This window comes from Stenotrophomonas sp. B2 (assembly GCF_014947095.1).
Classification (GTDB): domain Bacteria; phylum Pseudomonadota; class Gammaproteobacteria; order Xanthomonadales; family Xanthomonadaceae; genus Stenotrophomonas; species Stenotrophomonas maltophilia_P.
In genome coordinates this window covers 1-25,221 of the sequence record NZ_JADCQA010000006.1, presented here as the reverse complement: position 1 = coordinate 25,221, position 25,221 = coordinate 1, and the positions used below count along the sequence as shown (strand labels likewise).

Here is a 25,221-nt window from a genome sequence, read left to right as displayed (position 1 = left end):
TCATTCGAGCGCGGGGAATGACGGTGCCGTCGCTGCCCGCAGGCAGCGCTGGCAACCCGGCCAGGTGGGATCAGGCCGGACGCTCGGGCCCGGTGCGATCCAGCAGCATGGCTTCCTGCAGGTCGTAGAAGCGCCGCAGCGGATAGGCCTGCAGTGCCTGTGCGCGTACCTCGGCACGGCTTGCCGCATCGCGGCTGGCCATCAGGCGCAGCATCGCTGCCGCCAGTGCCGGTGCATCGCCGACCGGCACCACTTCGCCATTGCCGGTGTTCTGCACGATGGTGCGCACGCCCGGCAGGTTCGACGCGATCACCCGTGAACCACTGAGCATCGCCTCCAGCTGCACCATGCCGAACGCTTCATAGCGGTTGACGCTGGGCAGTACCAGCACATCGAGCTGCGCATAGAACGCCTGCAGTTCCTGTTCGCTGACGCGACCGCGCACGTCGACCGCATCCCCCAGCGCGGCGATGCTGCCGTGGATGGCATCCATGATGCCGCCGCCGGCGATGTTGTGGGTATCCCCGACCAGCACCAGGCGGACACGGTCGCCATGCAGGGCATGGACCTGGCTGAAGGCCTCCAGCAGGACAGGCAGGCCTTTCTCGGCGACGAAGCGGCCCACGAAACCAAAGCGGAACACCCCGTCGGTACTCGCCGGGCGATCCTGCCAGGGCATCGCCTTCATCGGCGCCAGCACTTCATGCTGCTTGTGGCGGATACCGGACAACCAGGCCGAAGAGCTCGCGTAATCATGGGTGAGTACCCCGACATCACGGGCCCGCCGCGTGGCCAGCCAGCAGGACACACGGGTGACGTTCACCGCCAGCCGGTCCAGCAGTCCACCCACCACGGCCATGTCGCACTGGTAGTTCACCACCAGCTTGCGGGCCGGGACCAGCAATGACAGCAGGCCCGACTCCAGCATCGGCATATGCAGGTTGACCACATCATGCTGCCGCGCCAGTCGGCGGAACCAGGTGATGAACTTCCAGCTCAGGACGCCTTTGTGCATGCGGGCGAACACCGGTGCGCGCACCACGTGCACGCCGTTGATGGTCTCTTCCACCGGCAGGGATGCATCGTGCTGGGTGGTGAGCACGGTGACCTCGTGGCGATGGGACAGGTCCTCGGCAAGCATCCGCGCGAATTCAGTCACCCCGCTCATGTAGGGCGTGTAGTAGGTCAGGACGATCAGGATCTTCATGCTCAGCTCGCGCTCACCAGTACCACGCCCAGCACGATCAGGCCGATTCCGGCCATGCGCAGTGGGCCGATGTGCTCGCCCAGGAACAGCACGGCAAGCACCGGTGTCACCACGTAGGTCAGGGCGATCATCGGCTGCAGCTTGGTCAGTGGCATGTACTTGAGCAGCACCACCCACGACACCAGCGGGACCATCTGCAGGATGAAGCCGGTCACCAGTGGCAGGTTGAACGCAGACGACAGCATGGGCAGGAGGCCGTCGGAATAGGTGACACGCCCTGCCCCGACCTTCAGCAGGACGGTTCCACAGGCGCCGAGGATGACCAGGCCGAAGACGATCAGGAGTTGCATGGGAGACCTCTTGCGCCGTGGCCGTGGCCCGACGCTGTTCGATGGATGATTGCGAAGACCGTCATTCTGCCGGCTCGGCAGGCACGCCGCAGCTGATGCGGGCGTGGGACACGTTGGCGAACAGAGGCCGGGGATCGGTTGATAGACCCAACGCCTGCGGCGACGCAACCGGCCAATCCGGCGCGAGGACGACCACCGAGCTGCCGCCGGCCAGCGGCAGACTGACCTCGCCCTGGTGCCCGTCGACGGTTGCTGCTTCCACACCGTTGACGGTCACATGGATACGTCCCTCGGCGGGTGGCTGCAGCAGATCCAGATCAACCTGCAGTCGTGCGCCCGCACATCCTTTGGGCACGAAGGTTTCAAGGCTGAAGGCGCCGCGGGTCCAGCAGTGATCCTGTTCGCAGGTGTGCCAGCCCGTACCCGCCTGGGCCAGCGGCAACTGACCGGACTGCAGCGAGAACAATGCGAATGTGGGATCTTCCAGGAGCGGGGCAGTACCCGGCGGCAGCGCTGGGCCCGTTCCGGGCTGCCTGAGTACCAGCAGCCAATCGGGTGATTCGGCACCGCGCAGGCTGTCATTGAGCAGGGCATCGCTGTACCCCACCGGAGCGTCGCCACGGTCGGCAATGCGCGCGCGCACCCCGCGCCGATGCAGCTCCAGCACAGCAAAGTCCTGCTTGACGTAGCGCTCCGGCCCGTTGACCCCGGACGTGTCGATGACAACCTCATCTCCCTTCTGCGGCAGCCTGATCGCTTCCGAGAGGGCATGGGTGATACCCGAAGGCACATGCGAGACCAGGATTGATCGCGAACGCACGGCGTAGGCCGCCGACAGCGCCCCCAGCGTCGCCATCAGCAGCAGTACCACACCTGTGCGGCCGCGACGGCGCGCATGGCGCAGCAGAAGCCAGCTCAACAGCGCCACCCATGCCGGCCCGAGCACCTGCACCAGCTTGTGCTCGCCGTACTGATAGCCATGGCTCTGCACATAGGCAACCAGCACCATGCTGGCTGCCAGCAAGCCGACGAAGAACCGCCAGCGTCCCTCCCGGATGGAAAGCCATGCAGTGGACGCCATCAGCACCAGCCCGAGCATGATGGCTTCCGGATTCACGGCAGGTTCGCCGGTCATCAACAGGCCGGCGAAGGGAGCCGACAGCCACCAACCCCAGAAGGGCTGCCGGATGTACCAGCTGGGCCACGACGACTGCGCGACGATGCCACTGACCTGGGCATAGGATGCCATCAGCTCGGGCAGCATCCGGTTGAGGACGATCGCGCAGGCCAGCATCGCCAGCAGGCCGCCCAGCAGGAACACCCGCCAGGAACGCAGCCACATGGCCGTCACCAGTACGGCCAGGGCCACGATCATGCACGCATGCACCGCCGCTTCGCCGTATGCCATGCCGGTACAGCCCGCGGCTGCACCCAGCATGATCCACTTTGCACCCAGCGACTGCATCGGCGTAAGTGCCCACAGCACGATCATCATCAGCAGGGCGCCCGCCATCGCCGTACCGATGTTCTCGTTGACCACCGCAAGCATCATGCCGGTACCCAGCATGCACAGCACCGCCAGCAGGAAGGCCACCGCGGTTCCCCGCGGCCAGCGACGCGCGCCGCCGAAGCGGCCTGCCATCGAGGGCAGCATGCCGAGCACCGGGAACAGTGCGGCGGTGCCGATCATCGCCCGCACCTGGTTTGGGCCTGCCTCCGGCACGAAGCTGGACGCCAGTGCCAACAGGCTGTACGCCCCATTGCGCTGCACGATGCAGCCGTTGCCGATGAACTGCATGCCCTGACCGCATTGCCCCAGCGCCCACTCGCGGGCCACCGTGGCCTGCTCGACCCAGAGCGGGTGTTGCATGGCCCATTTGGCACCGCCGTAGAAGAACACCAGATCATGGTTGGTGCCTTCAAGCATCCACAGATGCCGGGAGGCGAACATGAGATTCCACCATGCGACCAGCAGAACGCCCGCAAGCAGACTGATCGTGAACGCCCAGATCGACGCATGGGCGAGCGGATCGGCGAAGCCACGGCGAAGCGCCACGAGGGCTCCCACGGCCCCGCTGATCAGGAAACAGGGAAACACCACGTAGCCGGGCAGCCACGCATTGGCATTCATCAGCAGGGCCAGTACGCACACGCTTGCAAGCAGCAACGCCTGGACCGGCCCGATCTGTCGCAGATGCGGGCTCACGCGGATGCCGGCGACGGCCAGCAGGGTCGAGCTGCCGATGACAGCAAGACACATCGCCAATACCGGCGCAATCAGTTGCCAGACATAATGCACTGCGTGTTCTCCCTGCACTGAAGGCGGGATCCGCCGAAGCGGACCCCGCGCTCTTTCAGGCCTCCGCGCGGGCCTGGTACATCCAACGAAGCGTCTCACCCAGATCGAAGTCCGGCAATGAGCCGACCGCGGCCCGCAGCTTGCCGTTGTCACCACGCAGCGACTTGACCTCGTTGGCGCGGACGAAGGCGGGATTCACTTTCACTTCGATGTCGCGGCCGGAGATGCCACGCATGCGTTCGATGACCTCATGCAGCGAATGCTCCTGGCCGGAGCAGACGTTGTAGGTCTGGCCATTGCCCGGCAGTGCCAGCAGGCCTTCGTAGGCAGCGGCCACGCCACGCACGTCATTGAAATCGCGCGAGACATCGGTGTTGCCCAGCTCGATCACATCGGCACCGCGGCGGAAGTGCGCCACGATCTTCGGAATCAGGAACTTCTCATCCTGTCCCACGCCGGTGTAGTTGAATGGACGCACCAGGGTCAGCGGAAGCTGATCGATCCACAGCGCCGCCATGGCCTCCATCGCCATCTTGCTGACCGCGTAGTCGTTCTGCGGCGAAAGCGGCGCCTGCTCGTCGAGCACGCCGGACGCGTTGCCGTAGACATTGGCACTGCTGGCCAGCAGTACATTGCTCGGCGCCTCGTCCAGAGACGCCAGCGCTTCCAGCAGATTGCGCGTACCCACCACGTTGACCCGGTAGATCTCGTCGGCATCACCGTGGGCGACGAACGAGATCGCAGCCAGATGGACCACGCGCTGCGGACGCACTCTGGCGACGTGCTGCTTGAGCGCAGCACGGTCGAGCAGATTGACCGACGTTGCGGTGTCGCCGGAATGCAGATCATGCACATCGCAACCGGCAGCACGCAGGCGCTCGATCACGTAGCGCCCGGTGAACCCGGACGCCCCCGTGACCAGCACGCGCTGGCCTGACAACTCAGAACGAGAAGCCACGCTCGTTCCTCTTGAGGTCAGCCTCGACCATCATCTGGCACAGCTGCTCCAGGCTGGTCTGCGGCTTCCAGCCAAGGATGCGCTCGGCCTTTTCCGGGTTGCCGATCAGCAGATCGACTTCGGCCGGGCGGTGGAACTTCGGATTGATGCGCATCACGGTCTTGCCGGTGGCGGTGTCCACCGCGACTTCGTCCACGTCCTTGCCCTTGAACTCGACATCGATGCCGGCGCCCTTGAACGCCATCGCCACGAAGTCGCGCACGGTCTCGGTACGGTTGGTGGCCAGCACGAAGGTGTCCGGCTGCTCGGCCTGCAGCATGCGCCACATGCCTTCCACGTATTCCTTGGCGAAGCCCCAGTCACGCTTGGCGTCCAGGTTGCCCAGTTCCAGGACGTCCAGCTGGCCCAGCTTGATCTTGGCAACCGAGTCGGTGATCTTGCGGGTCACGAACTCGCGCCCGCGCAGCGGGCTTTCGTGGTTGAACAGGATGCCGCTGGAACCGAAGATGTCGTAGCTCTCGCGGTAGTTGACGGTGATCCAGTGCGCGTAGAGCTTGGCCACGCCGTACGGGCTGCGCGGGTAGAACGGGGTGTCCTCCACCTGCGGCACGGCCTGCACCTTGCCGAACATTTCCGAGGTCGACGCCTGGTAGAAGCGGATCTTCGGATTGACCAGGCGGATCGCTTCCAGCAGGTTCAGTGCACCCACGCCGGTGATCTGCGCGGTGGTGGTCGGCTGGTCGAAGCTGACGCCGACGAAGCTCTGTGCGGCCAGGTTGTAGATCTCGTCCGGCTGGATCTTCTGCACCATCGCCAGCGACGTGCCGAGGTCGGTCAGGTCGTACTCCACCAGGTGCAGGTTCGGGTGGTTGGTCACGCCCAGCTCATCCAGGCGCCAGAAATTGACCGAGCTGGTGCGGCGGTAGGTGCCGTGGACTTCATAGCCCTTCTCCAGCAGCAGCTGGGTGAGATAGGCGCCGTCCTGACCCGTGATGCCTGTGATGATTGCCTTCTTCATTGCTTCTCGTCCTGATGATTGAGTGTATTTGCAGCCAGAACCTGCCGACGCGTGCGGAGGATCTGTCGAGCCATGGAGTCCAGACGGCGGGCCAGCGCAGGATACCGGTGTTCGGCGCGCCATTGTGCGGCACGCTGCTGCACATCGGCCAACACTGGATCGCCGTCACGGCTGGCACGCAGCAGTTGCCGCAGACCGGCCGCAAGATCGGCCGGGGAGGTCCCGGGCAGACGGTGAACGACGTCGCCGACGTTGTCGAAGATCGCCAGCGGCGTGACGGCCACCGGGCGGCCTGAGGCCAGCCCGTAGCGGACTGCCGCGCTGGAGGATTCGCCGGTGCCCTGGTATGGGAACACCACCACATCGGCCTGCACCAGCTCCTGCATGCTCTCCTGGTCACGCAGGAAACGGGTCACCATCCGCACGCGTGACTGCAGGCCGTGCTGCACGACGCGCGCCACCGCCTGGTCGATCTGCTGCCGCGAGACATCCACTGGATATTCGGCATTGATCATCGCCAGTTCGACGTCCACGCCCTGGGCGACCATCAACGCAACAGCGTCGATCAGTTCCAGCAACCCCTTGTGCGGCAGGAAGAATCCGTAGGAAACGACGCGCAGCCGTGCACCCGTGTTTGCCGCCGCCGGCTCAGCCGGTTCCAGGATGCCGTGCGGGAACATCGCGGTGTTGCGCTCCACGCCGATGTCCTTGAGACGGTTGAGGTCGTGTATGGAGTGCACCAGCACGCGATCGCAGCCGGCCAGTGCCGGCCCCAGGTCGCGCAGCCGCTTGCGCGGATTCTCCGCGGCATCAACGGTTGCATGCATCATCACGATCAGGCCCCTGCCGGCCGCCTGCTGCCGCTCAAGGAAGGCCGAGAACGCGGGGAAGTCAAAGAAGCCGTACTGGAACTGGATGATCAGCGTGTCCAGCTTCAGACGCTCGATCTGCTGTTCCAGCCGCTCAAGCATGTCGCCTTCGCCCTGCCGCCAGCAGCGGACAACCTCTGGCCCATCGCGGAACGTGCGGTCATCGGCCTCGGCCGCCAGGATCGCCACCGGCGTTCCGCCGCTCTCCACGAGATAGCTGGCGTAACTGGCCACGCCGCAGCGCGTATTCCAGGTCGTGATCCAGCCGACGCGCGCATCGGGCAGCGTCGGCTGCGCCGCGAACGCGCGTACGTCCTGCTCCAGTCTCCGCGCGGCATCGGACCACGTGAAGCGCGACTTCAGAAGTCGCCGCGCGGCCTCGACCTTGTCCCGCACACGCGCCGGATCGGCGCCGTGCACCTCACGCATTGCGGCGGCCAGCGCGTCGACATCGGGTTCGGCCCAGACCGAATTGCGCAGATTGAAGTGGGTCTGCGCCGGAACGAAGCGGTAATCCACCATCCAGGCGGTTTCTTCGCTGCAGAAATCCAGCTGCCCCCCCCAGTTGGTGGTGATCACCGGCAGGCCGCCCAGCATCGCTTCGGCCAATGGCAGGCCAAAGCCTTCAGCCCGGCTCGGCGCCAGCAGCGCGTTGCAGCTCGCGTACAGATGCTTGAGCTGGGCGTCGCTCACGTCCTCCTCGATGATGTGCACGTCCGGATAATCCGGGTTGTCGCGGCGTGCTTCAGCCAGCCAGCGATGCACTTCATTGTGTGGATTGGCGAAGGTCTTGATGACGAGGCTGACATCGTCGGCGGCGCTGAACGCCTTGCCATAGGCCAGAAGCATCGCGTCCACGCCCTTGCGCGGGAAGCACGAGGACACGTGGAGGAAGCGGAACCCCCTGCCCGGCACCGGATAGGTCGCATCGGCAACAATCTGCTCCCAGTGATCCACGCCGTTCCAGCAGACGCCAAGGGGAACCGACACGCCGTTATCCACCATGATCTTCTCGACATGATGCGAAACGCAGGAGATCCCCTGCAGGCTGTCATTGAACTCCTCGACCCACTCCTGCGGAAAACCGCTCTCCTCCCAGGGATAGGCGTGCAGCAGATTCATCCTTGCGCGTGCATCGGCAACCCGTGGCGGATACAGCAGTCGGCTGGTCACATCGGCCTGGTCGGCCGGGATCGCGGCCACGGCAGCATGCAGCGCCGCCACGCGCGGATTGCGCGCAAGGAACTGCGGTGACGGATCGAAATCACCCGGGCCCTCGGTCGAATGCAGACCCACGCGGTGGCCACGATCGGCCAATGCTTCCGCGAGGCAACGGTTCACCAGGGCCAGGCTGTAGCTGCTGTCGAATGGCCCTTCCACGCGCCAGGACAGCGATGCGGGCAGCTCACCGCCGCGTGCGAGCGCCTCGTTGGCCGCCATTCCGGAGGAGATCAGCGCTGCCGCCTGCTGCAGTTCGAAGGGTTCCGGCTCGCAGCCGACGTCCAGCCCACCCACCGCCTGGACCAGGGTGCGGTAGCCGGCGTCGAGTGCAGGCGACGCGGCGACCCAGCGGCGATCGCGTGGCGCACGACGCGATGCGACCGCTTCCATGGCCTGCAGCGCGGCCTTGGCCGAATTGTCCCACGAGAACTTCGCCGCCTGTCGGGGAGCATGGGCACGCAGGGAATCGGCGAATGCGGTGTCAGTCAGGACGTTCTGCATGGAGCGGGCGATCGAAGCAGGCTCCGTTGGATCGAACAACGCATCTTCACGACCGATCACCTCGGGGATGCTGGTCGTGCCTGAGCCAATGGTCGGTGCTCCGCAGGACATGGCCTCCAGCGCGGGCAGGCCAAAGCCTTCATGCAACGAGGGGAACACGAAGGCCGCCGTCGCGCTGTACAGCGCGATCAGCTCTTCGTCGGTGATATAGCCGGTGAACACCACCTGGTTGCTGACGCCGAGCTGCGCTGACAGCGCATCGAAATTGCGGCGGTCGTGCTCGGACACTTTGCCGGCGATGACCAGCTGCGTCGACGCACGTACGGCAGGATCCATCAGGGAGAATGCCCGCAGCAGACCCTCTGCATTCTTGCGCGGCTCCATTGCCCCGCTGTACATCACGTAGCGGCCACGCAGGCCGAAGCGCTCGCGGAACAGGGTCTGCTCGCGTTCGCCGATGACCATCGGCACGAAGTGCGGCGAGATTGCCGAGGAAATGTTGACCACACGCGCCGGATCGATATCCAACGCCTGCAATGCCTCCTGCCGGGCATGCTGGGAGATCGACAGCAGCAGGTCGGCGCGCTTGAGCGACTCGACCTTGTCCATGTACCAGGACCGTACCCAGTCCGATGCCAGATAGACGTCGGGATTGAGCAGCGGAATCAGGTCATAAAGGGTCAGCGCAGTCGCCGCCCGTACGCCCGGCAACTTGCCGATCGAGCCGACCGCACCGCCCTGGGAACCTTCGAACAGGCTGGATACGTGGATGAAGTCGGGCTGGAGCCCATCCAGGAACGCTTCCCACATCAGCTCGGATGCACCACGCCGCCACGCATCTGCGGCGTTCGGCCAGCCTACCCGGCTGAAGGTATCGAACTGACGGATCCGTTCCTGCGGGACCAGGCCATCCAGGGCCTGGCGGATGTCGCCGATGCCATCGGGGAAGGTGCCGTTGACCGCCACCCAGATCTCATGGTCGCCCGCATTGCGGGCCATCGCTTGCGCCAGCGAGGTCGAATAGCGCCCGATGCCCCGGAATCGGCTCTCGGTCTGTGCACCCTGCAGGTCAATCAGCACTCTCATCGGGCAGCCCTTTCATTCCTTGAACGCTTCAGGTCTTCCAGCACGCGCCGGGCCCGTCGATCCAGATGGACGACAGTGACTTCGTGCTCGTTGCCCTCCATTGCAGCCAATCGCGCCCGCTCGATCTCGAACAGCTGTTCGCTGATGGCGATCTTCTGCAGGCGCTGGTGAAGGAAGGGAATGCGCGTAACCAGGGGCTTGGCCAGGCGTCGCAGCCACGGTGCGGCCATGGCGACCTTCAGCGCGCGCACGACCGCCGGCCGCAGCGCACGTTTCATGCGGCCCAGCACGCTGGACGACAGGCGTCGGCGCACGGCCCGGAACGGCCGCGTGAGCTGCCACGAACGGCTGCGTTCGATCGCATCCAGCTGCGCGCGCACCTGCTCATGCGCCAACCACCAGCGATGGGCCTCGTGCTTGCCCTTGGTGACCTGCTCAGTCAGCTCATGCAGTTCGGCCAGCGCCTTCCTGTCGAGCAGGCTGCGCTCACGCTCATGCTTGCTCACCAGTTCCCGCTGGGCCACTGCCATCGCACGGACCGCGCCCTCGTGCTCGCTGCGCAGCCTTTCCATTGCCCGGGCGTTGTGCTCGGTTGCCTCGGCGGATTCTTCCTGCGCCCGCTGCAGTGCCGCGTCCAGATCCTGGATCCGCTCGTTCAGTTCGACCTCGCGTCGATCCGCCAGCGTCTGCAGTTCGTGATAGGCCAGGTTGATCTGCGAGCAGAACTGCGAGCCCGAACTCAGACTGAAATCATCGAACACATTGGGTCCGCTCTCGAATGCCGCATCCAGTTCGGGATGCTGCGCACTGGCGTAGAACCGGTTGAGGCCGTCGAAATAGACGAACCGGTACCCCTTGTCGAGCAGGATCGGTTCCCAGTTCTGGTGGGATTGTTCCGAACTCAGCGGACGCGTGCTTTCCACCACCACCAGCCAGGGCAAGCGGGTATCGCGCTGCCAGCCGCGCAGCACCAGTTCCTCGGCGCCCTCGACGTCGACCTTCAACCAGTGGATGTCGGTGGCTGGCACCTGCTCCAGCACGGTGTCCAGCGTCAGCGCCGGCACACGCACGTCGGAGACGTTGAAGCCCGCCTCCCGATGTTCGGCAGCGATGGCCGGATCCGTGGTGCTCAGGCCGGTATCGGCGATGTTGAAGAACTGCAGTATCCCGGGTTGATCGCTTACGGCAACCTGCAGCACCACCTCATCCGGCCGGCGATCGCGCAGCAGGTTGGCATACTGCGGCGTGGGCTCCACGTGCACACCGCGCCAGCCATGCTCGTAGAACATCCGGCTTACCGAGTCGGTGTCGGGGCTCTGTGCGCCCACATCGACATAGCAGCCATTGACCACATGTGACAGCGCGCGCCAGAGCATGACGTCTTCGAAATTCTGCGCGTAGGAAATCAGCTTTGACATGGTTGTCCGTCAGTCCGCCTGCACACCATCGGCCGATGCGCGGCTGCGTTCGACGCTGAAGGCAGCATCAAGCCAGTTCGATCCGATGAACGTGGTCCTGTCGGCATTCATCACGTCGAACACCAGCAGGTTGTCCACCCACTCGAAGTTGTCGACCATGTGCGTTTCGGTGCTGACCAGCGCCGGCGACACCGAGTAGGAACCCGGGCCCAGCGTACAGGTGAAGTCCAGGTGGTAGACCACCTGTTCTCCGCCCCGCACATCACGCTGGACCTGACCGGTATGCCAGGTATTGCTGCCCCAGATGATGTGGCCCTGCTTGTCGCGCAGCATGAACCCCAGTACCAGGCTGGGCAGGTCGGCACTGACCTGTGCCTTCAGTTCAAGCCGGAGCTTCTGGCCAACGGTTGCCAGCTTGACCTCCTGGCTGCTTTCGCCATCGAGCAGTCGCAGCGATTCCACGCGGGCCTGGCCGGTCCCGCTCCGGGTAGTCACCCAGCCGGATTTGCCACGGCGCTGCTCGACCGCAAGCGTCTCGTTTTCCTTCTTCGCGATCAGCGCGTTGTAGAAATCGATGACCTCGTCCGGCTCGCCATCCTTCAGCACTCGTCCCTTGTCCAGCAGGATCGCGCGGTCGCACAGTGCCTTCACGTCGCTGAGGCTGTGCGAGACCAGCATGATCGACGTGCCCTCCTCGCGGAAGCGACGCATGCGGTCGAAGCTCTTGTGCTGGAAGTAGCTGTCGCCGACCGACAGGGCCTCGTCGACGATCAGCAGGTCCGGGGTGAATGCAGTGGCGACGGCAAACGCCACGCGCACCTGCATGCCGCTGGAATAGGTACGCACGGGCTGGTCGAAATACTCGCCCACTTCGGCGAACGCCTCGATCTCCGGCATCGCGGCTTCGATCTGCTCCTGCGAGTAGCCCATCAGGCCTGCGGAGTGGAACGCGTTCTGGCGACCGGTGAGGTCGGGGTTGAAGCCCATGCCCAGCTCGAGAATCGCCGCAACGCGGCCGGTCCGCGTCACCTGGCCCTCGGTGGGCTGGGCGGTTCCGGTGATGAGCTTGAGCAGGGTGCTCTTGCCCGCGCCGTTCTGGCCGATCACGCCCACGGCTTCGCCGGGCGCGATGGTGAAAGACACATTGCGCAGCACCCAGTTCTCTTCCTTGGGCCGCGTCGGCACACCGAACCAGCGGGCCGCGCGCAGCCACTCGCTCGTCCAGACGCGATACGCCTTGCCGACGTTGTCGACCTTCAGTTCACCACTCATAGCGCATCCACCATTTCCGGGCTGGCACGACGGAACATCACCAGCGAAGCCAATGCCAGCACCACCGTGGCGATCATCAGCCACAACAGGTCACCCCAGACCGGCGGCTTGTCGAACAGCAGCACGTTCTGGTAGCTGGTAACCAGCGGCAGCAACGGGTTGAGCCGGAAGATCGCCTGCACGCGCTCGGGCAGGATGGTGATGTGGTAGACGATGGGAGTCAGCCAGAACAATGCCTGCAGGACCACCGGAACCACCTGGCCGATATCGCGCATGAACACGTTGAGCACGCCCAGCAGCAGGCCCAGCGCCATCGAGAAACTCAGCGTCAGCAGCATCAGCGCCGGCAGCCACAGGGCCTCGGCCGTGGGCATGTGGCCCATCACCGCGAACACCGCGAAGATCGCCACCAGCAGCAGCACGTTGTTGACCAGCATCGTGCCGCCGGCAATGAACGGAAGGCAGATGCGGGGGAACGACATCTTCTTCATCAGGTTGCCGCTGTCGACGAACAGGTTCACCGACTTGCCGATGGTCTCGGAGAACATCGTCCAGCACAGGGTGCCGGACATCAGGTACAGCGCGTAACCGTACTTGTCATCGATGCCCGGCAGCTTGGCGGCCAGCACCTCGGACAGGATCGTGGCGAAGATCAGCACCTGCATCAGCGGGTGGATGATCATCCACAGGGCGCCCAGGCGGCTGCGGATGAAGCGCAGCCGCAGCTCGTTCTTGATCGAGGAAAAAATGAAATAGCGGTAGTTCCACAGGGCTTTCAGCATACCCAGCATGTCCAATCCTCGTGCCCGGTGGTGGTGGTTCTTGGGTTCATCGGTCGTGTCGTTCCAAAGACTGCAATCGAGCGCGCATGGCCGTCGCGGCGGCCTGCAGGCTCATGGTTTCCAGGATGTCGCTGCGTGCCTGCGCGCCGATCTGCTGCGCCAGGCCCGGTTCACGGGCCAACCGGCGCATCCACGCTGCCGCGGCCGGCACGTCGGCCTCGGCCCAGGTGCCGCCATCGGCGAAGGGATACTCCCCCGGGCGGATCGGCACCGTGCGGAACGGCACCAGGCAGCTGTTGCCCTCGTTCATGAAATCGAGATTGCCCGACCAGGCGGTGGCGATCACCGGCTTGCCACGGGCCATGCTCTCGGCCAGTCCGAGCCCCAGCCCTTCCGCGCGGTGCAGCGAGACATAGGCATCGGCGGTTTCCTGCAGTGCGTGCAGCTGCGCATCGTCGAGCACCTGGTCGCGTACCAGGATGCGCGGATCACCGGCAGCCTGCTGCATCAGCTCGCGCAGCCGCTGCGGATGGCGGAAGCCGTTGCTGCACTTCATCACCAGCTGCACGTTGTCCGGTGCGCCATCGAAGGCCGCGCGGAACGCCGCCAGCACCGCCCACGGATTCTTGCGGTGGATCGACGAATTGAAGTCGAAGCTGCACAGGAACACGAAGGCGTCGTCGTCCAGGCCGAAGCTGGACCGGGCCAGGTCCGCGCCGGGCTGCGGCACGATCGGATGCGGAATGCGCACCACCGGCTTGCCGGTCGCGCGCCGGAAGGCATCCTCGACGAAGCGGGTGGAGACCCAGACTTCGTCGACCTGCTCCAGCGTTCGCTGCCATGCGGCCGGCACGGTATCCAGTTCCCAGAACCAGAACGCGATGGTGTAGGTATCGCGCGGCAGGCGGGGCGCCAGTTCACCGAACAGGTCCGGATTCACGAATACCAGGTTGAATGGATACGGCGCGCCCCGTCCAAGCTGACCGGACAGGCTGTGGTCATTGCACGCGTGCGGGATGCGGAGGGCGGCATCGTTCACCGCAACCGGATATCCCTCACCCAGCAGGGCACGGGCATACATCCGTGCCGCCTGACCCAGGCCGAACTGGCCGTGGATGTAGCCGTACAGATTGACGCCCGGCCCCAGGGTGGGATCTGTCGGCGGGAAGACCAGCGTTTCACCGCGCGCGTCGCCAGCGGCCGGTGCGGGCAGCGTGGGGAAACGTGCCTGCTCCAGTCCGCGGGCAAGCCACCAACGGCGCAGCCCGCCCAGGCGGGCGCGCAGGGCGTGGACGATGCGACGTGGCGCCCGCCTCCCTCCCCGGCTTTCGTCGTTGCTGGCCATGGTGCGGCTCAACCCAGCGCCCGTTCCAGGTCCAGCTGCAGGTCGCCCAGGTCCTCCACCCCCACGCTCAGGCGCACCAGCGCATCGCTGATGCCCAGCTGCTCGCGGCGCGCGACCGGGATCGACGCATGGGTCATCACGGCAGGATGGTTGACCAGGCTCTCCACGCCGCCGAGCGATTCGGCCAGGGTGAACAGCTCGGTCTTCTCGCAGAAGCGCTTGGCCGCCTCGAAACCGCCCTTGAGGACGATCGAGACGATGCCGCCGTAGCCGCCCATCTGGCGGGTCGCCAGGTCGTGCTGCGGGTGCGAGGCCAGGCCGGGGTAGATCACCTTGTCCACCGCCGGGTGCTTTTCCAGCCATTGGGCCAGGGCCAGCGCATTGGCGCAGTGCGCCTTCATGCGCAGCGGCAGGGTCTTCAGGCCACGCAGGGCCAGGAAGCTGTCGAACGGCCCCTGCACGCCCCCCACCGAGTTCTGCAGGAACGCCATCTGCTCGGCCAGTTCGGCGTTGTCGCCGACCACGACCATGCCGCCGACCATGTCCGAATGCCCGTTGAGGTACTTGGTGGCCGAGTGCAGGACCAGGTCCGCCCCCAGTTCCAGCGGACGCTGCAGCATCGGTGAGGCGAATGTGTTGTCCACCACCACGATCAGGCCATGGCGCTTGGCGATGGCGGCGACCGCAGCGATGTCCACGATCTTCAGCATCGGGTTGGTCGGGGTTTCGATCCATACCATGCGCGAGGCCGGCGTGATCGCAGCCTCGAACGCGGCCAGGTCGGTCAGATCGACGAAGCTGAAGTCCAGCCCGGCGGTACGACGGCGCACGCGCTCGAACAGGCGGAAGCTGCCGCCGTAGATGTCATCCATCGCCACCACGTGGCTGCCGGCGTCCAGCAGTTCGATCACGGTCGAGCTGGCGGCCATGCCGGAAGCAAAGGCGAAACCGCGGGTTCCCCCCTCCAGCGAGGCGACGCAGCGCTCATAGGCAAAGCGGGTCGGATTGTGCGTACGCGAGTATTCGAAGCCCTGGTGCTCGCCCGGGCTGGACTGCGCATAGGTCGAGGTGGCGTAGATCGGCGGCATCACCGCGCCGGTGCTCGGATCGGGCGACTGGCCGCCGTGGATGGCCAGGGTGGCCAGGGCGAGCGCGCGATCCTGGGAAGAAGCGTTGGACATGTTGATTCCTGATGGGCACCGGTGGACGGTGCCGTCGAAGGAGCGGAAGTCTATCAGCGCGGCCTTAACAACCTTTGACGCGAATAAACGTGAATTCAGCTGCGATCGTCTGCGATCTTCGCGTTACTGAACGCGACGCCGCAGGTAGTTGAGCAGATCGATCCGGGTGATCAGGCCAAGGAAGGCATTGCCGTCCATGACGATCGCCACCTGGCCACGATCGAAGACGGGCAGCAGGGCTTCGATCGGCGACTTCACGTCCAGCCGGTCCAGCTTGCTGACCATGGCCGTGGCCACCGGATCCCGGAAGCGCGCCTCGTCGCCGTAGACATGCAGCAGTACGTCGCTTTCATCGACGATGCCGACCAGCTGGTCGCCCTCCATCACCGGCAGCTGCGAGACGTCGTACAGCTTCATCCGCTGGTAGGCGGTGGTCAACAGATCATTCGGGCCGATCACGACGGTGTCGCGCTGGCCGTACGGGCGCAGGATCAGGTCGCGCAGGTCGCCGTGCTGCGGGCGCTCGAGGAAGCCGTTGTCCAGCATCCAGTAGTCGTTGTACATCTTCGACAGGTACTTGTTGCCGGTGTCGCACACCAGCACCAGCACCTTCTTCGGCGTGGTCTGCTCGCGGCAGTACTTCAGTGCGGCGGCGAGCAGGGTACCCGTGGAGGAGCCACCGAGGATGCCTTCCTTGCCCAGCAGTTCGCGTGCGGTGTGGAAGCTCTCGGCGTCGCTGATGGCATAGGCCTTGGTGACACGGCTGAAATCGGAGATCGAGGGCAGGAAATCCTCGCCGATGCCTTCCACCAGCCAGCTGCCCGACTTGTCATTGAGCACGCCATCGTTGATGTACTCGGCCAGGATCGACCCGACCGGGTCGGCCAGCACCAGCTCGGTCTTCGGCGACAGCGTGGCGAAGGCGCGCGACAGGCCGGTCATGGTGCCCGAGCTGCCGCAGCCGAACACGATGGCGTCCAGATCGCCGCCCATCTGCTCCAGGATCTCCGGGCCGGTGCCGAATTCGTGGGCGGCCGGATTGTCGGGGTTGCCGAACTGGTTGATGAAGTAGGCGCCCGGCGTCTGCTCGGCGATGGTCTTCGCCAGATCCTGGTAGTACTCCGGGTGGCCCTTGGCCACGTCCGAGCGGGTCAGACGCACTTCAGCGCCCATCGCCTTCAGATTGAAGATCTTTTCCCGGCTCATCTTGTCGGGAACGACCAGGATCAACTTGTAGCCCTTCTGCTGGGCGACCAGGGCCAGGCCCAGTCCGGTGTTGCCCGCGGTGCCCTCGACCAGCGTCGCGCCCGGCTTCAGGTCCCCGCGCTTCTCCGCTGCCTCGATCATCGACAGGCCGATGCGATCCTTGATCGATCCACCCGGGTTGGCGTTCTCGAGCTTCAGATAGAGCTCGCAGACACCGGTGTCCAGGCGCTGGGCCTTGACGATCGGGGTCTGGCCAATGAGTTCGAGGACGGAAGAATGGATGGGCATTCGCAGGACTTTCGGTTCGCGCCACACAGGGCCGGACAGATGATTATCCGACGGATGGCGCTGAAAGTCAGGTCAGTCCGGGCATGGGCGCGACGCTGCCGGAAAAGGGATGCGGACGGCCCCGGATCGACGAGGAGACCGGTACCGTCCGCATCGATGAGACAGGGACGTGCGGGCCAAGGCACCACCGCCTGTGGTGCCTTGGCGCGGCCGCCGTCATCGGCGGTACCGCGACGCCAGGGCGCGAGCGCCTGGCCGGGCCTTCTGTGGCCGGATCACGCCGTTCCGGGCGTGACGAGGTGCGTCACAGCGTGGCGGACGTCGTTGGGAGCGGTGTTTCGTACATTCGCAGAAGTCGTTGCTTGGCCAGCAGCTTCTCACGCTTCATGCGACCCAGGGTGACATCATCGATCGGGAGTACACCCAACTCCGCGTCCATGCACTTCTTGTTCAACTTGCGGTGCTGGTCATGGAGTGCCCTGAACTCCGGATCACGCGCGCGACGTGCGTCGATCTCGCTCTGGGGCTGATCTTCAAACATGATGGACCTCCTTCGACAGATACGCGAACGCCCCGGCCGCAAGGCACGGGGCGTTGTTCATGGAGGAGCGCCGTTCGATGGCTGCATGGGTGCGCACAACGACCTGCGGCACTGGCCTGCGCACGTCGGTCTGCTGCGGTTCGCGCCCTGCTTGCATCGGCCCGGCCCTCCCATCGTCCGGTCCGCGGCATTGCGTCCCGGACGATTGACCCTACGCCTGCTCCGGGCGGGGTACAAGACCCCTGCGACAAAAAGACCGAACCCCGCCGGGGCGGGGTTCAGGCTGAATGCTCAACGCAACGAAAAACAAACAATATCAATCAATTACGGGGCGATGATGACCTCGGCCGAGCGCGCCCGGGTCGACGCCGCCTTCTTGCCGCTGATCTGGATGCGGTTGCTGGCGACACCGCCCGCCACCAGTGCATCACGCAGGGCCTCGGCGCGCTTCTGCCCGACGCCGTTGGCGCTGTCGTAGGCCTCGATGCGCAGCCGGCCCTTCTTGCCGATGTTCAGGTACTCGGCCAATGCCTTGGCCTGGTTGCGCGCCCCGGCGGACAGACTGGAGCCGCCCGCTCCGAAAGCATCACCGGCGAAGGTGAAGACCTCGCCGCGTCCGTCGAACTTCGAGCCCGGCAGCTTCTGCCCGGACACCAGCTCGGCCTCCTCGCGGGCCAGTTTCGCCGCATTCTGCTGGGCCGCGCTCAATCGCTGCTGCTGCTTGCCGGCCACGCTGGTCAGCGCGTTCTCGGCGTCCTGCCGCGCCAGCGTCTCGGCCTCGGCAGCCTGACGCAGGCGTTCAGCTTCCTCGGCCTGCATCTGCGCCTGCATGCGCAGCTGTTCGGCCTCCTGGCGGGCGCGGGCGGCATCGCGGCGGCTCGCCTCGATCAGCAGGTCACTGCGGGTCCGCTCGAGCCGATCGACCTCACGGGCGGCCAGGGCCGCGCGTACGGCGGTCTCGGCGATCTCGACCCGGCGCTGGGCCAGGTAGGTCGCCAACTCCTGGTCGCGGCGCTTGGCCTTGTCCAGGGTGGCAATGGCCTGCTGGGCCTGCATGCGCTCGAAGGCGCCCAGTTCGGCGGTGTCCGGGTTGGCCTGGATGGCCATCAGGCGCTGGCTCAGCTGGGCCACCACGGGGTTGTCGGCCGCCAGGGCAAGGGTCGGCAGAGCCAGCAGTACGGCCAGGGTTACGGCGTTCACGGGTTTCACCGGCGGTCCTCCCCGGTCGAGAGCTGGCGCTGCAGCTGGTTGACCTCGTTGCGGCGCAGCTGCAGCTGCGCGGTGGCAGTGGCCTCCTCGCTGCGGGCGCGGGCCAGGTCGGCATCGGCCGCCGCGCGCAGGGCCATGGCCGGGGCGTTCTTGCGTTCGCGGCGATCGCCAGCGGCGCGCTGCGCCTGCTCCAGGCCCTGCCGGGCCAGATCGATCAGGTCCGGCGCGTACTGGTCGGCATCGGCCTGGGTGGCCTTGTCCACCGCCTGCCGGGCCTGGGCCAGTTCCAGCGCACCGTCCTGCGCCCAGGCGGGGGCAGACAGTGCGAATGCAAACGCCATCACATACAGGCCGTGGCGCATTCGTGCGAAGCTAGGTCGTTTCATTGGGGAGGCCGTACCGGTTGTCGGTTCACGGCCATTGTCGTCAAGCCAGCGCCGTGCTTGCAACGGGCGCCGGCAGTTTCGTTGGGGAAAATTCGCGATGGATATCGGCTACTTCCTGAAGCTGATGACCGAAAAGAACGCCTCGGACATGTTCCTGACCACCGGAGCACCGGTCTACATCAAGATCGAGGGGAAGCTTTACCCGCTGGGCAACACCGGCCTGCCGCCCGGCATGGTCAAGAAGATCGCCTATTCGCTGATGGACGAGGGCCAGGTGCCGCAGTTCGAGCGCGAGCTGGAGCTCAACATGGCCATCGCCCTGGCCGATGCCGGCCGTTTCCGGGTGAACGTGTTCAAGCAGCGGGGCGAGGTCGGCATGGTCATCCGCGCCATCCGCAGCCGGATCCCGAGCATCGAGGAGCTGAACCTGCCGCAGGTGCTGAAGGACGTCATCATGACCCCGCGCGGGCTGGTGCTGGTGGTGGGGTCCACCGGTTCCGGCAAATCGACCTCGCTGGCGTCGATGATCGACCATCGCAACAGCACCACGACCGGACACATCCTCACCATCGAGGATCCGATCGAGTACCTGCACAAGCACAAGATGTCCATCGTCAACCAGCGTGAAGTGGGGCTGGACACCCATGCCTTCCACAATGCGCTGAAGAACGCGATGCGCGAGGCACCGGACGTCATCCTGATCGGCGAGATCCTGGATGCCGAGACGATGGAAGCGGCCATCGCCTTCGCCGAGACCGGCCATCTGTGCCTGGCCACGCTGCATTCCAACAATGCCGACCAGACCATCGAGCGGATCCTCAACTTCTTCCCGGAAAGCGCGCACAAGAACGTGCTGATGAACCTGGCGCTGAACCTGCGTGCGGTGATCAGCCAGCGCCTGGTGAAGAACAAGGACGGCCGCCGTCTTCCAGCCACCGAGGTGCTGATCAACACCCCGATGATCCGCGACCTGCTGCGACGCGGCCAGGTGCACGAGATCAAGGCAGCGATGGAAGCCTCGCTGGAAGAAGGCATGGAGAGCTTCGACCAATGCCTGTTCCGGCTCGCCAAGTCCGGCGTGATCGAGCAGGAGGAAGCCTTGCGCGCTGCCGATTCGCGCGACGGCCTGGCGCTGAAGTTCCGCCTCTCCGAAGGCAGCAGCGGCGAGCACGACCCGTACGCCGACTATTCAGCAGGCCAGCCGAGCATCACCCACGGCTTCTGATCCACCCCCGCCGGGCCATGCCCGGCGGTGGTGCCAGTGCATCGGTAGCGCCGGGCCATGCCCGGCGGCAGATCCTGAAGAGTTCAGGGGCTGTCTCATCCAATGAGACAGCCCCTGCGTAGCGTGCCGCCATGGACACCCTCCGCAAGCTGGCCATTCTTGCCGACGCCGCCAAATACGACGCCTCCTGTGCTTCCAGCGGGTCCGGCAAGCGCGACTCCCGGACCAGCGGTGGCATCGGCAGCACCGAGGGCATGGGCATCTGCCACAGCTACACGCCGGACGGCCGCTGCGTGTCCCTGTTGAAGATCCTGCTCACCAACTTCTGCGTCTACGACTGTGCGTACTGCATCAACCGCGTCTCCAGCAACGTGCCACGCGCGCGTTTCAGTGTGGATGAGGTGGTCGCGCTGACCCTGGACTTCTACAAGCGCAACTACATCGAGGGCCTGTTCCTTTCCAGCGGAATCATCCGCAATGCGGATTACACGATGGAGCGCCTGGTGGAAGTCGCCCGCCGGCTGCGCGAGGAACATCGCTTCGCCGGCTACATCCACCTCAAGACCATTCCCGAAGCATCGCCGGAACTGCTGGCAGCGGCCGGCCGGCACGCCGACCGTCTTTCGATCAATGTCGAACTGCCCACCGAGGCCGGATTGACGAAACTGGCTCCGGAGAAGACCGTCGGCTCGATCCGCGGCGCCATGGGCGAGCTGCGCTGGCGCATCGAGGAGGCCAAGGAGGCCGGCAAGGCATCGCGCGCGATCACCGCGGGCGCGCCGCGCCGGACGCGAGCGAAAGCCCCGCGCTTCGCACCGGCGGGGCAGAGCACGCAGATGATCGTTGGTGCCGATGGCGCCAGCGACAGGCAGATCCTCTGCAGTGCCGACAATCTGTACGGAAGTTACCGGATGCGCCGCGTCTACTACTCGGCCTTCAGCCCCATTCCCGACGCCAGTCTGCAGTTGCCGGTACAGCCGCCGCCACTGCAGCGCGAGCATCGGCTGTACCAGGCGGACTGGCTGCTGCGCTTCTATGGCTACGGCGTGGAAGAGATCACCGACACCGCGCAGGGGGGCATGCTGGATCTGGACATCGATCCGAAGATGGCCTGGGCGATCCGCCATCCCGAGCGCTTCCCGGTCGACCTCAATCGTGCGCCGAAGGAACTGCTGCTGCGGGTTCCCGGGCTCGGCGTACGCAATGTGAAACGCGTGTTGATGGCGCGCCGCCATGGCCGGCTGCGGGTGGCGGACATTGCGAGGCTGAAGGCACCGATGGGCAAGCTGCTGCCGTTCGTGCTGCTGGCTGACCACCAGCCACGCAAGGCGCTGGAGGATCCTGTGGCATTGCGTGCGCGTTTGGCGCCGCCGCCCCGCCAGGGATCGCTGTTCGATGCACCGCCGGCGGCCTGACGCCCAGCGCTGGTCGCTGCGGGTCGATCCCCCGTGGTCGCTCGATGCCTGGCGGGGTGCAGCGCGCGAAGCGCTGCTGCGCGGACTGTCGCCCGAGCAGCTGGACTGGTTGGAAAGCAGCGCCGGGTCGTTGCTGGATGCTCCTGCAGCGACCCAGGCCCCGCTTCTGGAAACGCCCTCCGTGCCACATGTGCCGAGTGCGTTCCTTGAGCTGGCCTCCACCTGCCTGTGCCATGCCGATGCGCAGCCGATGCCACTGCTGTACCGGCTGCTGTGGCGGATCGTGCACGGCGAGCGCGCGCTGCTCTCCAATCCAACCGACGCCGATGTGCTGCGCGCGATGACGATGGCGCAGGCGGTCCGCCGCGACACGCACAAGATGAAGGCGTTCGTGCGCTTCCGCGAGATCCCCGGCGAGCAGGATGCCTTCATCGCATGGTTCGAACCGCAGCATCGGATCGTCGACCGGGTCGCGGCGTTCTTCGCACGCCGCTTCGCTGGCATGCGCTGGGCCATCCTCACCCCCTACCGGAGCGTGCACTGGGATGGCCAGGCGCTGTCCTTCGGCGCTGGCGGGCACCGCGAGCAGGCGCCGGCGGAGGACGCACGCGAGACGCTCTGGCAGACCTACTACGCAAGCATCTTCAATCCCGCACGCCTCAACACGCGGATGATGCAGCAGGAGATGCCTGCCCGGTACTGGCGGCACCTGCCCGAGGCGCAGCTGCTGCCCGGGCTGATCCGCGATGCTGGCGACCGCGTGCAGGCCATGCACGATCGTCCGGCGCAGCCACCCCAGCGGCGGATTCCATCGCGGCAGGCGACATCCCCGGTCCCCTCACCCTCCAGTGATCTGGCTACCCTGCAGCGCCAGGCAGCGGGCTGCCGGCAGTGCCCCCTGTGGGAGTCCACCACCCAGGTGGTGTTCGGTGAAGGGCCTGGCGATGCACGGGTGATGCTGGTCGGCGAACAGCCGGGCGACACTGAGGACCTGTGCGGACGCCCCTTCGCGGGACCTGCCGGCGCGCTGCTGGACCGTGCCCTCTCCGAGCTGGGTATCGCCCGCTCCACGCTGTACCTGACCAACGCAGTGAAGCATTTCCACCACGAGAGGCGCGGCAAGGTGCGCCTGCACAAACGTCCGCAGGGCCGCCATGTGCAGGCCTGCCGTCCGTGGCTGCTGGGCGAGATCGAGCGGGTGCGGCCGGCGATCATCGTGTGCCTGGGCGCAACGGCGGCGTCGGCGGTGTTCGGCAGCCATTTCAGCCTGACGCGTGATCGCGCCCGTTGGCACACCCTGCCGGATGGCACCCGTGGCTCTGCCACGGTGCATCCCGCATGGGTGTTGCGGCAGGCCGACGAGGTCCGTCGAGAAGACGCCTACCGGCTGTTCCGCGATGACCTGCGGCAGTTGCTCATCGGGGATGCGGAATCCACCGGGCGTCGCCCCGCGCTGCCACCGACCAGCGAGGGGTAGCGCCGGACCATGCCCGGCGATCGCAGCGGCAATCAGGCCGCGTCGACCTGGTTTTCGGGGCGCGCACGCTCGAATGCGTCCAGCGCCTGGCAGGCGGCTTCGATGCGGCGCAGGGTCGGATACGGCGACAGATCCAGACCAAAGCGATGTGCGTTGTACACCTGCGGCAGCAGGCAGATGTCGGCCAGGCCGGGCCGGTCGCCATGGCAGAAGGTGCCGGTGTCGCTGCTCCCGGCCAGCAGGGTTTCCAGGGCCGCAAAGCCTTCGGCGATCCACTGCAGCGTCCACTGGGTGCGGACCTCGGCGGACAGGTGCAGGCCGCGTTCCAGATGCTGCATCACCCGAAGGTTGTTCAGCGGATGGATGTCGCAGGCGACCAGCTGCGCCAGCGCACGGACGCGGGCGCGGCCGGCCGCATCGGCCGGCAGCAGCGGCATCTGCGGAAAACGTTCGTCCAGATACTCCAGGATCGCCAGCGACTGGGTCAGCACCTGCCCGTCGTGCAGCAGGGTCGGCACCCGCTCCTGCGGATTGAGTACGCGATAGGCTTCGCCGTGCTGTTCACCACCGTCGCGCAGCAGATGAACCGGGCGCGCCTCCCAGCGCAGGCCCTTCAGCTCCAGGCCGATGCGCACGCGGTAGGCGGCGCTGGATCGCCAGTAGGTGTACAGCACGATGCCGTCGTCGACCGGGATCTCCATCGCCGCGTCCCTCCTCAGGGCCTGGCCGCCTGCTCGATGCGCTGCTCGATCGCACCGAAGATGCTGTTGCCGGCGGCGTCGAACATTTCAATCCGCACCACGTCGCCGAACGACATGAACGGTGTGCTGGGCTTGCCGTCGCGCAGGGTTTCCACGGTGCGCTGCTCGGCAAAGCACGAAGCGCCCTTGCTGGTGTCCTCGTTGGCGATGGTGCCCGATCCCACGATGGTGCCGGCGCCCAGCGGACGGGTCCTGGCCGCATGCGCCACCAGCTGGGCGAAGTTGAACTGCATGTCCACGCCTGCCTCCGGTGCACCGAACCACGCACCATTGATGTGGGTGACCAGCGGCAGGTGCACCTTGTTGTCCTGCCAGGCGTCACCCAGTTCGTCAGGGGTGACGAACACGGGCGACAGTGCCGAGCGCGGCTTGGACTGCAGGAAGCCGAAGCCCTTGGCCAGCTCGCCCGGAATCAGGTTGCGCAGCGAAACGTCGTTGACCAGACCCACCAGCTGGATGTGGCCGGCGGCCTGCTCCGGGGTGACCGCCATCGGCACGTCGTCGGTGATGACCACCAGTTCGGCCTCCAGATCGATGCCGTACTCCTCGCTGACCACCTTCACCGCGTCGCGCGGGCCGTAGAAACCGGCACTGGTGGCCTGGTACATCAGCGGGTCGGTGTAGAAGCTTTCCGGAACCTCGGCCCCGCGGGCGCGGCGGACGCGCTCGACGTGCGGCAGGTAGGCGCTGCCATCGACGAATTCATAGGCGCGCGGCAGGGGCGCCGCCAGCGTCTGCGGGTCCAGGTCGAACACGCCATCGGCGTCACCGGCGTTCAGTGATTCGTAGAGCGCGTTCAGGCGCGGTGCGACACGGCTCCAGTCCTCCAGGGCCTGCTGCAGGGTGGCCGCGATGCCGGTGGCGCGGACGCCGTGGCGCAGATCACGCGAGACGACGATCAGGGTGCCGTCGCGGCCGCCTTCCTTCAAAGAACCAAGCTTCATGGGTGGGTGTCCGGAGTCATGGGCAAACAAGTTTCAAGTGTAATCAAATATGGGGCGGCGCCAAGCTGCAGCGCCGCATCGCTCCACCCTACCGTAGCGGGGTCAGGCAGGGCTGCGCCCTGCACCTGCTTCAAGCCAGGGCAACGTCAATGGCAACAGCCGGCTCTGGGTTGTCTGCGGATTTGGCGGGGCGGTGTGGGCGGGCAGGACACGCCGTAAACCCATCCCTGGGGGCTCGATGGCGCCATCCATGGCGCCAACG

General features: G+C 65.9%; 20 protein-coding genes. 3 read left to right on the top strand and 17 right to left on the bottom strand.

From position 1 onward, the window contains the following. Positions 1 to 70 precede the first annotated feature (70 nt). The 15 genes from IMX13_RS08330 to IMX13_RS08260 form a co-directional block, all read right to left on the bottom strand. On the bottom strand, positions 71 to 1,207 hold the full coding sequence (locus tag IMX13_RS08330; protein ID WP_193396179.1) for a glycosyltransferase family 4 protein: 1,137 nt from the start codon (positions 1,205 to 1,207) through the stop codon (positions 71 to 73). Between the two features lie 2 nt (positions 1,208 to 1,209). Continuing rightward, the gene (locus IMX13_RS08325; RefSeq protein WP_193396178.1) at positions 1,210 to 1,557 is read right to left on the bottom strand and encodes an EamA family transporter; all 348 of its coding nucleotides are present in this window, start codon (positions 1,555 to 1,557) and stop codon (positions 1,210 to 1,212) included. A gap of 61 nt (positions 1,558 to 1,618) precedes the next feature. Continuing rightward, a complete protein-coding gene (locus IMX13_RS08320; protein WP_193396177.1) occupies positions 1,619 to 3,817 on the bottom strand; it encodes a hypothetical protein in 2,199 nt (732 codons plus the stop codon). Between the two features lie 94 nt (positions 3,818 to 3,911). After that, positions 3,912 to 4,814: a GDP-mannose 4,6-dehydratase gene (locus IMX13_RS08315; protein ID WP_053516979.1), complete on the bottom strand. Its 903-nt coding sequence runs from the start codon at positions 4,812 to 4,814 to the stop codon at positions 3,912 to 3,914. Further along, positions 4,798 to 5,832 carry a GDP-mannose 4,6-dehydratase gene (gene gmd / locus IMX13_RS08310; RefSeq protein ID WP_053516980.1) on the bottom strand — a complete coding sequence of 345 codons (1,035 nt, stop codon included), beginning with the start codon at positions 5,830 to 5,832 and terminating at the stop codon, positions 4,798 to 4,800. The genes IMX13_RS08315 and gmd overlap by 17 nt, the downstream gene beginning before the upstream one ends. Then, the gene (locus tag IMX13_RS08305) at positions 5,829 to 9,509 is read right to left on the bottom strand and encodes a glycosyltransferase (RefSeq protein WP_193396176.1); all 3,681 of its coding nucleotides are present in this window, start codon (positions 9,507 to 9,509) and stop codon (positions 5,829 to 5,831) included. The genes gmd and IMX13_RS08305 overlap by 4 nt, the downstream gene beginning before the upstream one ends. Then, positions 9,506 to 10,927, bottom strand: a complete 1,422-nt coding sequence (locus IMX13_RS08300; protein ID WP_193396175.1) for an FkbM family methyltransferase — start codon at positions 10,925 to 10,927, stop codon at positions 9,506 to 9,508. Before IMX13_RS08300 ends, IMX13_RS08305 begins: the two co-directional genes overlap by 4 nt. A 9-nt stretch (positions 10,928 to 10,936) precedes the next feature. Then, the gene (locus IMX13_RS08295; RefSeq protein WP_053516984.1) at positions 10,937 to 12,199 is read right to left on the bottom strand and encodes an ABC transporter ATP-binding protein; all 1,263 of its coding nucleotides are present in this window, start codon (positions 12,197 to 12,199) and stop codon (positions 10,937 to 10,939) included. Continuing rightward, positions 12,196 to 12,990 carry an ABC transporter permease gene (locus tag IMX13_RS08290; protein WP_111186692.1) on the bottom strand — a complete coding sequence of 265 codons (795 nt, stop codon included), beginning with the start codon at positions 12,988 to 12,990 and terminating at the stop codon, positions 12,196 to 12,198. The genes IMX13_RS08295 and IMX13_RS08290 overlap by 4 nt, the downstream gene beginning before the upstream one ends. A 37-nt stretch (positions 12,991 to 13,027) precedes the next feature. Continuing rightward, on the bottom strand, positions 13,028 to 14,326 hold the full coding sequence (locus IMX13_RS08285) for a glycosyltransferase family 4 protein (RefSeq protein ID WP_227255365.1): 1,299 nt from the start codon (positions 14,324 to 14,326) through the stop codon (positions 13,028 to 13,030). Between the two features lie 8 nt (positions 14,327 to 14,334). Further along, positions 14,335 to 15,507: a cystathionine gamma-synthase gene (locus IMX13_RS08280; RefSeq protein ID WP_193396174.1), complete on the bottom strand. Its 1,173-nt coding sequence runs from the start codon at positions 15,505 to 15,507 to the stop codon at positions 14,335 to 14,337. Positions 15,508 to 15,630: 123 nt separating this feature from the next. Next, the gene (locus IMX13_RS08275; protein WP_053516986.1) at positions 15,631 to 17,001 is read right to left on the bottom strand and encodes a pyridoxal-phosphate dependent enzyme; all 1,371 of its coding nucleotides are present in this window, start codon (positions 16,999 to 17,001) and stop codon (positions 15,631 to 15,633) included. A 304-nt stretch (positions 17,002 to 17,305) separates the two neighbouring features. Continuing rightward, positions 17,306 to 17,542: a YdcH family protein gene (locus tag IMX13_RS08270; RefSeq protein ID WP_053516987.1), complete on the bottom strand. Its 237-nt coding sequence runs from the start codon at positions 17,540 to 17,542 to the stop codon at positions 17,306 to 17,308. A gap of 324 nt (positions 17,543 to 17,866) precedes the next feature. Beyond that, positions 17,867 to 18,751 carry an OmpA family protein gene (locus IMX13_RS08265; protein ID WP_065182509.1) on the bottom strand — a complete coding sequence of 295 codons (885 nt, stop codon included), beginning with the start codon at positions 18,749 to 18,751 and terminating at the stop codon, positions 17,867 to 17,869. Beyond that, complete coding sequence (locus tag IMX13_RS08260; protein WP_053516990.1) at positions 18,748 to 19,113, bottom strand: DUF4398 domain-containing protein; 366 nt, start codon at positions 19,111 to 19,113, stop codon at positions 18,748 to 18,750. The genes IMX13_RS08265 and IMX13_RS08260 overlap by 4 nt, the downstream gene beginning before the upstream one ends. Positions 19,114 to 19,234: 121 nt before the next feature. Here IMX13_RS08260 and IMX13_RS08255 point away from each other — a divergent pair, with 121 nt between their 5' ends. The 3 genes from IMX13_RS08255 (at position 19,235) to IMX13_RS08245 (ending at position 23,254) form a co-directional block, all read left to right on the top strand. Then, positions 19,235 to 20,362 (top strand): PilT/PilU family type 4a pilus ATPase, encoded by a 1,128-nt coding sequence (locus IMX13_RS08255; RefSeq protein WP_053516991.1) that lies wholly within the window; start codon positions 19,235 to 19,237, stop codon positions 20,360 to 20,362. Between the two features lie 131 nt (positions 20,363 to 20,493). Further along, complete coding sequence (locus IMX13_RS08250) at positions 20,494 to 21,777, top strand: putative DNA modification/repair radical SAM protein (protein WP_065182510.1); 1,284 nt, start codon at positions 20,494 to 20,496, stop codon at positions 21,775 to 21,777. Continuing rightward, the gene (locus IMX13_RS08245) at positions 21,758 to 23,254 is read left to right on the top strand and encodes a UdgX family uracil-DNA binding protein (RefSeq protein WP_193396173.1); all 1,497 of its coding nucleotides are present in this window, start codon (positions 21,758 to 21,760) and stop codon (positions 23,252 to 23,254) included. The genes IMX13_RS08250 and IMX13_RS08245 overlap by 20 nt, the downstream gene beginning before the upstream one ends. 32 nt (positions 23,255 to 23,286) lie before the next feature. Here IMX13_RS08245 and maiA read toward each other — a convergent pair whose 3' ends face one another. Both maiA and IMX13_RS08235 read right to left on the bottom strand, forming a co-directional pair. Then, complete coding sequence (gene maiA, locus IMX13_RS08240) at positions 23,287 to 23,955, bottom strand: maleylacetoacetate isomerase (protein ID WP_193396172.1); 669 nt, start codon at positions 23,953 to 23,955, stop codon at positions 23,287 to 23,289. Between the two features lie 14 nt (positions 23,956 to 23,969). After that, positions 23,970 to 24,959 (bottom strand): fumarylacetoacetate hydrolase family protein, encoded by a 990-nt coding sequence (locus IMX13_RS08235; RefSeq protein WP_111186697.1) that lies wholly within the window; start codon positions 24,957 to 24,959, stop codon positions 23,970 to 23,972. Positions 24,960 to 25,221: the final 262 nt, after the last annotated feature.

What these genes read in the sequence shown, in the direction of transcription:
- IMX13_RS08250 (WP_065182510.1), top strand. Translation starts at nt 20,494, where the DNA reads ATGGACACCCTCCGCAAGCTGGCCATTCTTGCCGACGCCGCCAAATAC.
- IMX13_RS08275 (WP_053516986.1), bottom strand. Translation starts at nt 17,001, where the DNA reads ATGCCCATCCATTCTTCCGTCCTCGAACTCATTGGCCAGACCCCGATC.
- IMX13_RS08325 (WP_193396178.1), bottom strand. Translation starts at nt 1,557, where the DNA reads ATGCAACTCCTGATCGTCTTCGGCCTGGTCATCCTCGGCGCCTGTGGA.
- IMX13_RS08270 (WP_053516987.1), bottom strand. Translation starts at nt 17,542, where the DNA reads ATGTTTGAAGATCAGCCCCAGAGCGAGATCGACGCACGTCGCGCGCGT.
- IMX13_RS08260 (WP_053516990.1), bottom strand. Translation starts at nt 19,113, where the DNA reads ATGCGCCACGGCCTGTATGTGATGGCGTTTGCATTCGCACTGTCTGCC.
- IMX13_RS08330 (WP_193396179.1), bottom strand. Translation starts at nt 1,207, where the DNA reads ATGAAGATCCTGATCGTCCTGACCTACTACACGCCCTACATGAGCGGG.
- IMX13_RS08280 (WP_193396174.1), bottom strand. Translation starts at nt 15,507, where the DNA reads ATGTCCAACGCTTCTTCCCAGGATCGCGCGCTCGCCCTGGCCACCCTG.
- IMX13_RS08245 (WP_193396173.1), top strand. Translation starts at nt 21,758, where the DNA reads ATGCACCGCCGGCGGCCTGACGCCCAGCGCTGGTCGCTGCGGGTCGAT.
- IMX13_RS08305 (WP_193396176.1), bottom strand. Translation starts at nt 9,509, where the DNA reads ATGAGAGTGCTGATTGACCTGCAGGGTGCACAGACCGAGAGCCGATTC.
- IMX13_RS08295 (WP_053516984.1), bottom strand. Translation starts at nt 12,199, where the DNA reads ATGAGTGGTGAACTGAAGGTCGACAACGTCGGCAAGGCGTATCGCGTC.
- IMX13_RS08255 (WP_053516991.1), top strand. Translation starts at nt 19,235, where the DNA reads ATGGATATCGGCTACTTCCTGAAGCTGATGACCGAAAAGAACGCCTCG.
- IMX13_RS08320 (WP_193396177.1), bottom strand. Translation starts at nt 3,817, where the DNA reads ATGTGTCTTGCTGTCATCGGCAGCTCGACCCTGCTGGCCGTCGCCGGC.
- maiA (WP_193396172.1), bottom strand. Translation starts at nt 23,955, where the DNA reads ATGGAGATCCCGGTCGACGACGGCATCGTGCTGTACACCTACTGGCGA.
- IMX13_RS08285 (WP_227255365.1), bottom strand. Translation starts at nt 14,326, where the DNA reads ATGGCCAGCAACGACGAAAGCCGGGGAGGGAGGCGGGCGCCACGTCGC.
- gmd (WP_053516980.1), bottom strand. Translation starts at nt 5,832, where the DNA reads ATGAAGAAGGCAATCATCACAGGCATCACGGGTCAGGACGGCGCCTAT.
- IMX13_RS08235 (WP_111186697.1), bottom strand. Translation starts at nt 24,959, where the DNA reads ATGAAGCTTGGTTCTTTGAAGGAAGGCGGCCGCGACGGCACCCTGATC.
- IMX13_RS08290 (WP_111186692.1), bottom strand. Translation starts at nt 12,990, where the DNA reads ATGCTGGGTATGCTGAAAGCCCTGTGGAACTACCGCTATTTCATTTTT.
- IMX13_RS08300 (WP_193396175.1), bottom strand. Translation starts at nt 10,927, where the DNA reads ATGTCAAAGCTGATTTCCTACGCGCAGAATTTCGAAGACGTCATGCTC.